At 62.3% G+C, this 13,316-nt stretch carries 12 protein-coding genes and 1 pseudogene; 9 read left to right on the top strand and 4 right to left on the bottom strand.

Going from position 1 to position 13,316, the window contains the following annotated elements; all coding sequences use genetic code 11:
* Positions 1-100 precede the first annotated feature (100 nt).
* Positions 101-1,597: a glycosyltransferase family 39 protein gene (locus tag LZA78_RS15845; RefSeq protein ID WP_233677891.1), complete on the bottom strand. Its 1,497-nt coding sequence runs from the start codon at positions 1,595-1,597 to the stop codon at positions 101-103.
* Positions 1,598-1,814: 217 nt separating this feature from the next.
* Here LZA78_RS15845 and LZA78_RS15840 point away from each other — a divergent pair, with 217 nt between their 5' ends.
* The gene (locus LZA78_RS15840) at positions 1,815-2,804 is read left to right on the top strand and encodes a glycosyltransferase family 2 protein (protein WP_233677890.1); all 990 of its coding nucleotides are present in this window, start codon (positions 1,815-1,817) and stop codon (positions 2,802-2,804) included.
* The gene (locus LZA78_RS15835; RefSeq protein WP_233677889.1) at positions 2,801-3,493 is read left to right on the top strand and encodes a class I SAM-dependent methyltransferase; all 693 of its coding nucleotides are present in this window, start codon (positions 2,801-2,803) and stop codon (positions 3,491-3,493) included. Before LZA78_RS15840 ends, LZA78_RS15835 begins: the two co-directional genes overlap by 4 nt.
* Positions 3,494-3,496: 3 nt before the next feature.
* Here the strand turns inward: LZA78_RS15835 and LZA78_RS15830 are convergent, their stop codons facing one another.
* The 3 genes from LZA78_RS15830 to LZA78_RS15820 all read right to left on the bottom strand — a co-directional run bounded on the left by LZA78_RS15830 (position 3,497) and on the right by LZA78_RS15820 (position 6,589).
* Positions 3,497-3,790, bottom strand: a complete 294-nt coding sequence (locus LZA78_RS15830) for a hypothetical protein (protein WP_233677888.1) — start codon at positions 3,788-3,790, stop codon at positions 3,497-3,499.
* 94 nt (positions 3,791-3,884) lie between these two features.
* Entirely contained in the window at positions 3,885-4,601 is a 717-nt protein-coding gene (locus LZA78_RS15825; protein ID WP_233677887.1) for a response regulator, read from the bottom strand.
* Positions 4,598-6,589 (bottom strand): hybrid sensor histidine kinase/response regulator, encoded by a 1,992-nt coding sequence (locus LZA78_RS15820; protein ID WP_233677886.1) that lies wholly within the window; start codon positions 6,587-6,589, stop codon positions 4,598-4,600. The genes LZA78_RS15825 and LZA78_RS15820 overlap by 4 nt, the downstream gene beginning before the upstream one ends.
* 189 nt (positions 6,590-6,778) lie before the next feature.
* Here LZA78_RS15820 and LZA78_RS15815 point away from each other — a divergent pair, with 189 nt between their 5' ends.
* From LZA78_RS15815 to LZA78_RS15785, 7 genes and pseudogenes are all read left to right on the top strand, one after another.
* Positions 6,779-8,419 (top strand): acyl-CoA synthetase, encoded by a 1,641-nt coding sequence (locus LZA78_RS15815; protein ID WP_233677885.1) that lies wholly within the window; start codon positions 6,779-6,781, stop codon positions 8,417-8,419.
* 67 nt (positions 8,420-8,486) lie between these two features.
* On the top strand, positions 8,487-9,245 hold the full coding sequence (locus tag LZA78_RS15810) for an ABC transporter ATP-binding protein (protein ID WP_233677884.1): 759 nt from the start codon (positions 8,487-8,489) through the stop codon (positions 9,243-9,245).
* Positions 9,246-9,295: 50 nt separating this feature from the next.
* Complete coding sequence (locus LZA78_RS15805) at positions 9,296-9,994, top strand: ABC transporter ATP-binding protein (protein ID WP_438811091.1); 699 nt, start codon at positions 9,296-9,298, stop codon at positions 9,992-9,994.
* Between the two features lie 37 nt (positions 9,995-10,031).
* A complete protein-coding gene (locus LZA78_RS15800) occupies positions 10,032-11,237 on the top strand; it encodes an ABC transporter substrate-binding protein (protein ID WP_233677882.1) in 1,206 nt (401 codons plus the stop codon).
* Between the two features lie 73 nt (positions 11,238-11,310).
* A complete protein-coding gene (locus LZA78_RS15795; RefSeq protein ID WP_233677881.1) occupies positions 11,311-12,201 on the top strand; it encodes a branched-chain amino acid ABC transporter permease in 891 nt (296 codons plus the stop codon).
* A gap of 13 nt (positions 12,202-12,214) precedes the next feature.
* Entirely contained in the window at positions 12,215-13,138 is a 924-nt protein-coding gene (locus LZA78_RS15790; RefSeq protein WP_233677880.1) for a branched-chain amino acid ABC transporter permease, read from the top strand.
* A gap of 54 nt (positions 13,139-13,192) precedes the next feature.
* Positions 13,193-13,316 (top strand): annotated as a pseudogene (locus tag LZA78_RS15785) (electron transfer flavoprotein subunit beta/FixA family protein); the annotation flags it as partial.

Raw genomic sequence — 13,316 nt, 5'->3', positions numbered from 1 at the left:
TCGGAAAGCCGATTGCGGAAGTGACTGTTCCGATTCGGCGAGGCAGGTTCCCTAGACGCGGCGCCCGCCGGTCGTCTCGCTGCAGGAATTTCGGCAGAGCTCAGTTGATCTCGTACAGATCATACTTGGGTTCGCTGGATACCAGATGATAGTTGTCGCGCAGGAATGCCTCCAGCGCCGGATACTCGTGCAGCATTTGGTCCGAACTTTCTTCGCGATAGGTGACCCAGGGTGTGGCATCCTCTTTTTGCACGACGAATTGTGCCGGGGGGTCGGCCCGTAGTCTTGTCAGCAGGTCTTCCGTGTATCGACCATCGTAATAGGACACCATGAAGGGCCAATTATATACGTAGCGATAGTGCGGAGGGGACTCGACGAGGAAGTAGAGCATGGTCTCATAGCCCCATACGAAGAGCTTGTCTTCGGGGTTGCGCCGGGCGCGCAGCGTCTCGGCGAACGCGAGCGTACCGTTGATGTCGAAATCTGAACTGGCGCGAAATGTCGAGTAGTAGCTCGCCTTTGGATCGGGCATTTGGGACAGGCTTGCAACCAGTACCGCGTTCTGGGCGGCGATGCTGGGCAGATACACGGCAGCCGCACTGATGAGGATGGTCATGCGCCGGATCGAACCTGCGGGAATACGGGCAAGCAGCGCCTCTGCGCCCAGTCCGATCATGAAGGCATGGGCGGGCACAAGTGGCAGGTAGTGATAGGCGAACCCTTTGCCCTGTATGCTTCCAGACAGCCACGCCGCCGCATACCAGATCAAACCGGCGACGACGCCAAGCGGGCTGTGGGCGCGGGACGCATCCAGCAGGGCAACAAGGGCCATGACGCCGATCAATACCTCAAGGTGTTGCGAGTGTTGCCCGGGCAAGAATATCTCATCTAGAAAAGCGGGAGGGGTCTGCGCGACATACCCGACGTAGCCACGAATGAAGGACTGAATCTCAAGAAAAGGCGCCAGCGCCCCGGCCAGCGCCATTGTCCCGGAAACGGCTGTGAGGACCGCTATCCCCCCCAACACATTGGCGAACAGATCGCTGAAATGAAACCTAACATTCGTCGCCCCGAGTAGGCGTGCAAGGAGCGGCGCGAACACCAGCCCTCCGGTCGCCCCGATCGTATACTTGAGCCCGAATGCCAGCCCCAGTAGCGCCCCTGACAGCAGCATCAGCGTAAAGCGGGGTACGCCAGCCCCGCGCCGCCAAGCCGCGAGCATGGACCAGAACGCAAAGACGACCAGGAAGCCGGCCCATCCATCGGTCTGAGCATGGCTCCAAAAGTTGTAGCTATAATAGATCGTCGTGAAGGTGACCGGTGCCAGGAACGCGAAAGCGGCACCTTTTTTCAGCGTACGACCAACCTCGACGAGGGCGCAGGCGGTCAATGCGGTTACGAGCAGATCCAGCGCGCGAATGGCCATCATGGAGTGGCCAAACAATTCCTGCGAGATCCAATGCATCGCAGTCGTTAGGGGCGGCTTAATGTTGTAGACGTCCCGGTAGGTGATAAGCCCCTCATCCAGCGCATAGGCGATGGTCGCGTGAATACCCTGATCACGTCCGAACGGCTCAAGCAGAGTATAGCTGCCCATTAGCACTGTTGACAGAATGGCAACAATGCGCGCGGTCCACCAGATATGATTTTTCGAGCCTAGCAGTCCCGGATTATTTGCCTGCAATACACTTACCGCCTTGCTCTTGCCTAAAAAAAGGCTGCTTTTCCAGAAAGACTAGCCGCTGACGTAGAGACACACTAGCTTGAATTGTTGATTGAGGCAGCGGATGCAGATTGTTCACAAGCAGGCAAACATGCAAGTCACCAAGGAGCGTACACTGAAGTCCGTATCCCTGGTGATCCCGTTTCTGGATGAACGCGCCACGCTGGAGGCGCTCTTCCAGAAAATCGCCTCGGTGATGCAGGGCTCTGGTCGCAAGTGGGAAGCGATATTTGTCGATGACGGAAGTCGCGATGGCAGTGACCAGGAAGTGGTGCGTCTGGCAGAGCAGAACGACAACGTGACCCTGATCCGCTTTACCCGGAACTTCGGCAAGGCCGCAGCGCTTTCGGCCGGTATGGCGCGGGCAGGCGGAGATGTGATCATAACGATGGATGCGGATCTGCAGGACGATCCTGAAGAGATCCCGCGTTTCCTCGACAAGCTGGCCGAGGGCTATGACGTCGTCTCGGGCTGGAAGCAGAACCGGAATGATCCCTTGGGCAAGACCCTGCCGTCGCGGGTGTTCAACTGGATGACCGCGAAGATGTTCGACATCGACATCCACGACATCAATTGCGGTTTCAAGGCCTACACGCACCGCGCGGCGAAGCGGCTGAACCTCTATGGCGAATTGCATCGCTTTACCCCCGCGCTTTTGCATGCGGTCGGTTATCGCTGCGCCGAGATCCCTGTTCGTCACCATGCCCGGGCGCATGGTGTTTCGAAATACGGCTCCAAGCGCATGATCAAGGGGATGCTCGATCTCGGGACGGTCAAGCTGCTGACGCGCTATCAGTCGCGCCCGTTGCATTTCTTCGCGATGATCGGTCTGCCGCTGTTGCTGCTGGGGCTTGCCTTCATCGGCTATCTCTCGGTGCTTTGGCTTCTGGGCATGGGGCCGATCGGCAACCGCCCGCTGTTGCTGATCGGGATATTGATGGTTGTTACCGGGACGCAGATCCTTGGGGTCGGGCTGGTCGCCGAATTGTTGCAGGCCGCCGGGCTGAAGGAGCGCGACAAATATGTCGTGGCCGAGACGATTTCGCACGGTGATGCCGAGATGCTGGAGGGCACCCTGTGAAACAGGCACTTCGCTCTGCATACGTGTTCACCCTGCGCAAGCTTCGGGCCCTGTTCGACGCCGTGGGCCTTTTGGGATATTTCGAAAAGCGCGATGGCCGCGTGGCGCGCTGGTTCCGCTCGCTCTTCGCGATCTACGATATTGACGACCTGGTTCACCTTGATCTTGCATGGTGGACCATGGACGCGATTGACGAGGTTGATCGGCTGCTCGCGCAGCGCCCTGGTGCGCGCGTGTTCGAATGGGGCTCGGGTGCCAGCACGGTCTGGCTTGCAAAGCGCACGGGTCAGGTGATCTCGGTCGAGCATGATGCCGAATGGGCCGATGTCGTCGAGCCGAAACTCGCGCAGTTTGGCCATGTTGCATTGAGACGCGTCCCTGCCAGCAATTCGGGGCAAATTCGGTCGCAGAAATACGGGTTTGAGGGTCAGTTCTTCGATGACTACGTCGCCGCGATCCGCGACGAAGAAGGCGTATTCGACCTGATCGTTATTGACGGTCGTGCGCGCGAGGCATGCCTTGCCGAAGCGATTCCGCGGCTGGCGTCGAGTGGGATCATCCTGTTCGACGATTTCAAGCGGAGACGGTATCGCGACGCGGTGGCCGCGACCGATCTGCGCGTGCGTTATCTCGATGGGCTGGCGGCCTGCCTGCCGCTTCCCGACAGCACGGCGCTATTGTCACGCTGAGGTTTAGAACTTTGCCGACCTGCGCTTGCGCAGCAGGTAGATATTGTAAAGCATCAGCAAAAGGGTTGCGAACATCACGAAAGTGATTGAGGCAGAGCCGGTTCGGTAACCTTCATAGGTCAGCAGGGCCGATGCGAGCGAGCGCAGCCAGAAGAAGCGTTCCGAGACCACGGGCGCCGAGGCCCGCTTGGATTCCCAAGCCTGAAGCATCCAGGAGCCAAAGAAGATCACCCCCCCGACAATGCCGAAGAACTCTTGGATGAACTGCTGCTGAAGCGATTGAAAGATCTCAAGCATGATGCTCCCCGCGATGCCACTCCTTGATAGGAGCACTTGCCGGTGTCGTCCAGCTTGCTGCTGCGGCGACGTCTGCGCGTGAAGCGGAAAGGCCTCAGCCGTTCCAGTCCACCTCGGCGGTGAAGATGTAGCCCGCACCATAGACCGTGCGGATCACCTCGCCATCGTCGGGGGCGCGCGCGATCTTGCGGCGCAGGCGGCAGACGCGCGCGTCCATGCTGCGATCGAAGGGCTCGTTCGAGCGCCCCTGTGTCGCATCAAGCAGGTTCGAGCGGCTGAGCACCCGGCCCGGTGCGCGCAGGAAGGCCTCAAGCAGGCTGTTCTCGGATGAGCTCAGCGTCACCTGATGGCCATCGGCATGGGTCAGGGTGCAGGCCTTTAGGTTCGCGGTCCAGCCGCCGAAGATGGCCACCGAATGCGGATCGCTCTCGGCGGCTTCGCGGCTTTTTCGGCTGCGGCGCAGCACGGCGCGCAGGCGGGCCACCAGCTCGCGCGGCTCGAAGGGTTTGACGATATAGTCATCCGCGCCGATCTCGAGCCCGACGACCTTGTCGGTGACCGAGCCCCGCCCGGTCACGATCACGCGCGGCATGTTCTCGGGCAGGGTGTTGCCGTTGATCAGGCTCAGCCCGTCGCCGTCGGGTAGCGAGAGGTCGATCAGGCACAGGTCCGGCGTCTGGCGGCGCAATTCGCGCTCGAACTCGGCCAGGCGGCGGAAGCTGCGCATGGTGAAGCCCTGCTGCACCAGGCTGCGCTCGATCAGCCGGCTGATATCCACATCATCTTCGAGAAGGTACACAAGTGCACTCATTTGCCCGATCTCTCTGCAATGGACATTCCACGGGAAATATCGCGGCGCGCGCGTTGGCGCGCCCTGGCAAGCGCGGCGGTCAGCTGCGCGTCAGTAAAGGGTTTGCGCAAGGCGGGAATATCGGTCAGCTCGCCGTCATCGGGCTGGGTCAGGCTGGCCTGACCGCTCATCAGGAGAACGGCGATCTCGGGGCGGGCGGCGGCCAGATGCCGGGCCAGAGCAAGACCGTCGGTTTTGCCCGGCATGTCGATGTCGGTCAGCACGATGCCGACCTCGTCGATGTGGTCCAGCAGGTTCAATGCCTCGTCCCCGGTTTCGGCCTCGATCAGCGGATAGCCAAGCGCCGCGATCTGGCGGCGTATGGTGCGCCGCACCTGCATGTCATCCTCGACCAGAAGTAGCAACTCGGGGGCACCCGCATCTGGGCTGTCTTCAGCGGCGGGGGCGGGTTCGGAGGGCGCGCGCAGTTCAACCCCCGGCAGCAGGATGGTGAAGCGTGCACCTTGCCCCGGCGCGCTGTCCACCGAGATCGCGCCATTCGACTGGGTGACGAAACCATAGACCATCGACAGCCCAAGGCCCGATCCCGCACCTGCCGCTTTCGAGGTGTAGAAGGGCTCGAAGACCCGCTCGGTCTGTTCGGCCGTCATGCCGCAGCCGTCATCCGAGAACCGGATGCGCACGTAATGACCCACGGGAAGGTGCAGCAGTTCGGCCTCTTCGGGCGGCAGGTCGTAAGGCGCCACGTCGATTGCAATCCGACCGACGCCGCCGGTCGCATCCTTGGCATTGATCGCAAGGTTCAGCAGCGCCATCTCAAGCTGCGCTCGATCGACCAGGGCCGAGGGCACATCGGCGCGGTAGTTCTGCACGATCTCAAGGCTGCGCGGCAGGGATGAGCGCAGCAGCGTGTGGATCTCTTCTACGGCGCCGACGATATCGGTGGGCTCGGGGGCGAATTGTTCGCGCCGCGCCAGGGTCAGCAAGCGTTGCGTCAGCGCCGAGCCGCGCCGCGCCGCCGAGATCGCCGGGGCGAGGTAATCCGAGACCAGCTCTCCATCGCCCAGCTCCTCGGCCAGCGGCACGAGGTTACCCAGGATGATCGTCAGCAGGTTGTTGAAATCATGCGAGATACCGCTGGCCATACGCCCAAGCGCATCCATCTTCTGCGAGCCCATGAGCGCCGACATGGTGGCCTTGCGGCGCGTCACGTCGATCGAGAGCAGGTAGAAGCCGATCACTTCACCCGACGACGGGGTCTCGGGGCGCAACAGGGTGCGGATATCCTTGAAACGGCCGTCGGGCAGCTCGATGCGCATTTCGAAATCCACCACCGCGCCGCGCCGTGACTGTTCGAAAAACCGCGCCGACTCGCTCAGCGTGCGCGGATGCAGGATGTCAGATGCATTGAGACCGATCACCTCTTCGGGCGTGCGCCCATAGGCCCCGGCAAAGCGGCGGTTGGCGTACAGCACCTTCATGTCGCGGTCGATATGGGCAATGCCCGCTGGCACCTCGTCGGCGATCAGCTTCAGCCGCGCCTCGCTGAGTTGCAGAGCATGGGTGCGTTCCTCGACAAGTTGCTCAAGCCGAGCCTTCTGGTTTCGGCTCTCGGTGACATCGGTGTAGATCGTCACGAAACCGCCGCCGGGCAGGGGCGTGCCGGTGACCTCAAGCACGCGGCCGTTCGGGCGTGCGCGCTCGAACTGGTGGCGCTCGAATCGGCGGGCTTTCTCGACGCGCTCGGCCACCAGCGCATCGGGGTCGCCGGGGCCGTATTCGCCGCGCGCCGCGTTGTAATGGATGAAGCTGGCGAAATCCGCTCCCTGGAAGGCCAGATGGGCGGGGTAGTCGCACATTTCCAGGAACTGGTCGTTCCAGGCGATCATGCGCAGGTGCTGATCGAAGATGGTGATCCCCTGGTCCAGCTTGCCAAGCCCTTCCAGGACGAGGCCGGAAAGGCCGAGATCATTTGGCGCGTCTCGCATCATTGGGTCCGTTGGGCGTTGGCTTGGCACACCCTACGATGCGTCAGCGCGCCGGGTTTCCCAAGCCAAATTCCCGGCATGTCACAATTGGATACATTTCGTGGAAAATTGGGCAATATGCCCGTGTGTAAGTTTTTCGCGTTGACTCGGAGCAGGAGGGGTTTCGGGTCGAGCGGAGGGACTTACATCATGAACAAGCACAGCATCTACGAAAGTGGACTGGATGCGAATGCGGCAAATTATGCCGCGCTGACGCCCCTGTCTTTTGCAGAGCGCACCGCCTCGGTCTATCCCGAGATGACCGCCGTCGTTTACGGCGATCTGCGCCGCACCTGGGGCGAGACCTACGAGCGCATGTGCCGCGTCGCCAGCGCACTGGCCAAGCGCGGCATCGGCAAAGATGACACCGTTTCGGTCATCGCCGCCAACATCCCCGAGATGTTCGAAGCGCATTTCGCCGTGCCGATGGTTGGCGCTGTGCTGAACACCGTCAACACCCGTCTGGATGCAGAGGCGATTGCCTTCATCCTCGCCCATGCCGAGGCAAAGGCAGTGATGGTCGATCCCGAATTCAGCGATGTTGTCGAGCGTGCGATCAAGATCAGCGGCCGCCGCGACATGCTGGTGATCGACATCGAGGATGCCACCTATGAGGGTGGTCACCGCATCGGTTCGGTCACCTATGACGAGCTGCTGGCCGAGGGCGACCCGGATTTCCGTTACGACCCGCCCGCCAGCGAATGGGATGCGATCAGCCTGAATTACACCTCGGGCACCACCGGCAACCCCAAGGGTGTCGTCTATCACCACCGCGGCGCCGCGCTGAATGCGATGTCGAACATCATGACCTGGGGGATGCCGCATCATTCGCGCTACCTCTGGACGCTGCCGATGTTCCATTGCAACGGCTGGTGCTTCCCCTGGACCATCGCGGCCAATGCCGGTGTCTGCGTCTGTCTGCGCTCGGTCCGCGTCGAGCCGATCTACGAGGCGATCCGCACCGAGAAGGTCACCCATTTCTGTGGCGCGCCGATCGTTCTGAACATGCTGGCGAACGCGCCCGACGAACTGAAGGACTTCTCGCACAAGGTCAAGGTGATGACCGCCGGGGCCTCGCCGCCGGCCGCCGTGATCGAGAAGATGGAAGCCATGGGCGTTGAGGTCACCCACGTCTACGGTCTGACCGAAACCTACGGCCCCTCGGTCGTCTGCGCCTGGAAAGGCCACTGGGATGAGCGCAAGCCCGAAGAGCGTGCGCGCCTCAAGGCCCGCCAGGGCGTCAAGAACGTGGCGCTCTCGGGGCTGATGGTCGCCGATCCGACCACGCTCGAGCCGGTTCCCTCGGACGGCGTGACGATGGGCGAGATATTCATGCGCGGCAACAACGTGATGAAGGGTTACCTCAAGAACCCCTCGGCCACGGACGAGTCGTTCAACGGCGGCTGGTTCGCCTCGGGCGACCTCGGCGTGATGCATCCCGATGGCTATGTCGAACTCAAGGATCGCTCGAAGGACATCATCATCTCGGGTGGCGAGAATATCTCGTCGGTCGAGGTCGAGGACGTGCTGTACAAGCACCCCGCGGTGATGGAGGCGGCCGTTGTCGCCCGACCCGATCCGAAATGGGGCGAGACGCCTTGCGCCTTCGTCGAGCTGAAAACCGGGCAAGAGCTGCCCGAGGCCGAGCTGATCGCCTTCTGCCGCCAGAACATGGCGCATTTCAAGGTGCCCAAGACGATCGTTTACGGGTCTCTCCCGAAAACCTCGACCGGCAAGGTTCAGAAGTTCGTCCTGCGCGAGCAGGCAAAGGCACTGAACACGTCGAAATGACCCCCCTGAACTGGAGGCGTTGCGGGCCTGGTCCTGCACGCCGCCCTCTTTCTGCAAAGCGAGTGTCATGAGCAAATCCGACGATTTCATTCTGGAAACCCGGGGACTGACCAAGGAGTTCAAGGGCTTCACCGCCGTGAGCGAGGTCGATCTGCGGATCCGCCGCCACACGATCCACGCTCTGATCGGGCCAAATGGTGCGGGCAAGACCACGGTCTTCAACCTGCTGACCAAGTTCCTGATCCCGACGCGCGGCTCGATCGCGTTCAACGGGCGCGACATCACCAATGCCAAGCCCGCCGAAATCTCGCGCATGGGTGTGGTGCGTTCGTTCCAGATCTCGGCCGTTTTCCCGCACATGACCGCGCGCGAGAACGTCCGCGTGGCGCTGCAGCGCAAGCTGGGCACCTCGTTCCACTTCTGGCGTTCGGAAAAGACGCTGCACAAGCTCAATGACCGTGCCGACGAATTGCTGGGCATGGTGGGGCTCGAGCGCTTCTGCGAGGCGATGGTGGGCGATCTGCCCTATGGCCGCAAGCGCGCGCTTGAGATCGCGACGACCCTCGCGCTTGAACCCGAGATGATGCTGCTCGACGAACCGACCCAGGGCATGGGCCGCGAGGATGTCGAGCTGATCACCCAGCTGATCCGCAAGGTCTCGAAGAACCGCACGATCCTGATGGTCGAGCACAACTTGGGCGTCGTTTCGACGCTCTGCGACCAGATCACCGTCCTGCAGCGCGGCGCCGTCCTGACCGAGGGCACCTATGCCGAGGTCTCGGCCGATCCGCGCGTCAAGGAAGCCTATATGGGGAAAGCGGCATGAGCGACGTGATCGAAAACCACGACATCGGCGGCCAGCACGTCTCGGAGCATATCGAGGAGCTGCGCATCCAGGACCTGCACGCCTTCTACGGCGAAAGCCATGCGCTGCACGGCATCGATATGAAGGTCTATCAGGGCGAGCTGGTCACGCTTCTGGGCCGCAACGGCTCGGGGCGCACGACCACGCTGCGTTCGATCATGGGGCTGATCGGCCACCGCACCGGTTCGATCATGCTCAAGGGCGAAGAGGTGATCCACGCGACGCCCCATTCCATCGCGCATTTGGGCGTGGGTTACTGCCCCGAAGAGCGCGGCATCTTCTCGCGCCTGTCGGTCGAGGAAAACCTGATGCTGCCGCCGCGCGTGGCCGATGGCGGCATGGCGGTAGAGGAACTCTACGAGATGTTCCCCAACCTCGCCGAGCGCCGCCGCAGCCAGGGCACCCGTCTTTCGGGCGGCGAGCAGCAGATGCTGGCCATGGCACGCATCCTGCGCACCGGCGCCAATATCCTGCTGCTCGACGAGATCACCGAGGGCCTTGCCCCGGTCATCGTGGACAAGCTGGCCGAGGTGCTGATCGAGCTGAAGACGCGCGGCTACACCGTCGTTCTCGTCGAGCAGAACTTCCGTTTCGCAGCCCCGCTCGCCGACCGTCACTTCGTGATGGATCACGGCAAGATCGTCGCGACCATCAAGGCCGACGAACTGGAGAGCAAGCAGCACATTTTCGACCAATATCTGAGCGTCTGAGGAGGACGCCGGAATCTTTCCAAGGAGGAGGAACTTAATGAAACTGTTCAAGAAACTCGCGGCCAGCGCCTCGGTTCTGGCGATGCTCGCCAGCGGTGCGAGCGCCGAAATCAGCGATGGCGTCGTCAAGATCGGCCTGCTGACCGACATGTCGGGCACCTATTCGGACGTGGCTGGCCCGGGCACCATCACCGCAGCCGAAATGGCGATCGAGGAATTCGGCGGCACCGTCGCCGGCGCGCCGATCGAGCTTGTCTCGGCTGACCACCAGAACAAGGCCGACATCTCGGCCAACAAGGCGCGCCAGTGGGGCGACACCGAGCAGGTTGACGCCTTCGCCGAACTCGTGACCACCTCGGTCGCCATGGCGGTCTTCGAAGTGGCCAAGCAGCAGAACAAGATCGCGCTCGTGTCGGGTGCGGCCTCCTCGCCGCTGACCAACGATGCTTGCATCCCGACCGGTCTGCACTGGACCTATAACACCCGCGCGCTGGGCGTGGGCACCGGTTCGGCCGTCGTGGCCGAAGGCGGCGACAGCTGGTTCTTCCTGACCGCCGACTACGCCTTTGGCGAGGCGCTTCAGAACGACGTGTCGAAAGTGGTCGAGGCCGCTGGCGGCAAGGTTCTTGGTTCGGTCAAGCACCCGTTCCCGGCGTCCGACTTCTCGTCCTTCATGCTGCAGGCGCAGGCCTCGGGCGCGAAGGTCATCGGCCTGGCCAACGCGGGTGGCGACACTATCAACGCGATCAAGGCCGCCAAGGAATTCGGCATCGTCGAAGCTGGCCAGAAGATCGCCGGTCTGCTGGTCTTCCTGTCGGACGTCCACGCGCTTGGCCTCGACACCGCTCAGGGCCTGCAGATGACCGTGAGCTTCTACTGGGACATGAACGACGAGACCCGCGAGTGGTCGAGGCGCTTCTTCGAGAAGACCGGCAAGATGCCGACGGGTATCCAGGCGGGTACCTACTCGTCCGTGCGTCACTACCTGAAGGCCATCGAAGCCACCGGTTCGGATGACACCGATACCGTCGTCGCGAAGATGCGCGAAATGCCGGTCGAGGACATGTTCGCCCATGGTGGCGTGCTGCGCACCGACGGCCGCATGGTCCACGACATGTATCTCGCAGAGGTGAAATCTCCGGCCGACTCCTCCGGGCCCTGGGACTACCTCAAAATCGTGCGGACTATTCCGGGTGAAGAGGCTTTCGGCCCTCTTTCCGAAAGCACCTGCCCCACGAAGTAATGCGAGATGCGACCACCGGATGCCTTCGCGGCATCCGGTGGAGCGTCTGGCAAAGCAAACAAGGACATAACCTATGCTGACGGATCTGCTGGGCTTTCCCCCGCAAGTGCTTTTCGGCCAATTGCTTCTGGGCCTCATCAACGGCGCGTTCTACGCGGTGCTTTCGCTCGGCCTGGCCGTCATCTTTGGCCTTCTCAATATCGTCAACTTCGCCCATGGCGCGCTTTACATGCTGGGCGCTTTCGCCACGCTGGGGCTGACGCAATACCTGGGCATCGGCTACTGGGGCGCGCTGATCTTTGCGCCGCTCATCGTTGGTGCCATCGGTGTCGGGCTTGAGCGCGTTCTGCTGCGCCGCCTGTCGGGCATCGACCACCTCTACGGCCTGCTGCTGACCTTCGGTCTCGCGCTGGTGATCGAGGGGACCTTCGTCAAACTTTTCGGCGCCTCGGGCATTCCCTATCCCACGCCGGAAGCGCTGCAAGGCGGCGTGAACCTCGGCTTCATGTTCCTGCCCTTCTATCGCGGCTGGGTCGTGGTGGCCTCGCTCGCGGTCTGCGTGGCGACCTGGTATCTGTTCGAGCGCACCAAGATCGGCGCCTATCTGCGCGCCGGCACTGAAAACCCGCGCCTGCTGCAAGCCTTCGGCGTGAACGTGCCGCTGCTGACCACGCTGGCCTATGGCTATGGCGTCGCGCTGGCGGCCTTTGCCGGTGTGCTCGCCGCGCCGATCACTCAGGTCAACCCGCTGATGGGCTCGAACCTGATCATCGTCGTCTTCGCGGTCGTCGTGATCGGCGGCATGGGCTCGATCATGGGCGCGGTGGTGACCGGTCTGAGCATGGGCATCATCGAAGGACTGACCAAGGTGTTCTGGCCCGAGGCGTCCTCGACCGTGATCTTCGTCGTCATGGCTATCGTTCTGGTGCTGCGCCCGGCAGGGCTGTTCGGCAAGCCGGCTTGAGAGGAGACGGACAATGAACAAGTTTCTCGGCTATCTCATCGTTCTGGCACTTGCGCTGGCAGCGCCGCTGGTCATCTACCCTGTCTTCCTGATGAAGCTGCTGTGCTTTGCGCTCTTCGCCTCGGCCTTCAACCTGATCCTGGGCTATGGCGGGCTGCTCAGCTTCGGTCACGCGGCCTTCTTCGGCGGCGCGGCCTATATCTCGGGCCATGCGCTCAAGGTCTGGGGCCTGCCGACTGAACTCGGCATCCTCGTCGGCGCGCTTTCGGCGGGGGTTCTGGGGCTGGCGATCGGCACGCTCGCGATCCGCCGTCAGGGCATCTACTTCGCCATGATCACCCTTGCCATGGCGCAGATGGCTTACTTCGTCTTCATCTCCTCGCCCTTCACCGGCGGTGAGAACGGCCTTCAGGGCGTGCCGCGCGGCACCGCGCTTGGCTTGATTGACCTGACGAACGACCGCGCGATGTATTACTTCGTGCTGGCGATCTGTCTGGCCGGCTTCCTGCTGATCGCGCGGGCAGTGCATTCACCCTTCGGCCAGGTGCTCAGCGCCATCCGCGACAACGAAGACCGCGCCCGTTCGCTTGGCTATGACATCGAGCGTTACAAGCTTCTGGCCTTCGTGCTGTCGGCGACGCTGGCGGGTCTGGCCGGTGCGACCAAGACGGTCGTGTTCCAGCTGGCCTCGCTGACCGATGCGCATTGGCACATGTCGGGCGAGGTGGTGCTGATGACGCTGCTCGGTGGCCTTGGCACCATCGCCGGTCCGGCCGTGGGCGCGGGTATCATCGTGACGCTGCAAAACTACCTTGCCTCGGGGCCGCTGGCCGCCTGGGTGCCGGTGGTGCTGGGCGTGATCTTCGTGACCTGCGTGCTCTCGTTCCGCCGTGGTGTCGTCGGCGAGTTGCGCGAGTTCCTGCGCCGTTCGTTCTGATCCTGTCCGGGGCCTTGCGGGGCCCCGGCATCTTCTGCCCACAGGAGTTTTCCCATGAAGGTATTGGTGCCTGTTAAGCGGGTGATCGACTATAACGTGAAGGTTCGCGTGAAGGCGGACGGTAGCGGTGTCGATCTTGCGAATGTGAAGATGTCGATGAACCCGTTTGACGAGATCG

Origin of the sequence: Rhodobacter flavimaris, assembly GCF_021378075.1 — a bacterium.
Classification (GTDB): domain Bacteria; phylum Pseudomonadota; class Alphaproteobacteria; order Rhodobacterales; family Rhodobacteraceae; genus Rhodobacter; species Rhodobacter flavimaris.
The sequence above is the reverse complement of the archived record's forward strand: the minus strand, read 5'-3'. Positions and strand labels throughout refer to the sequence as shown.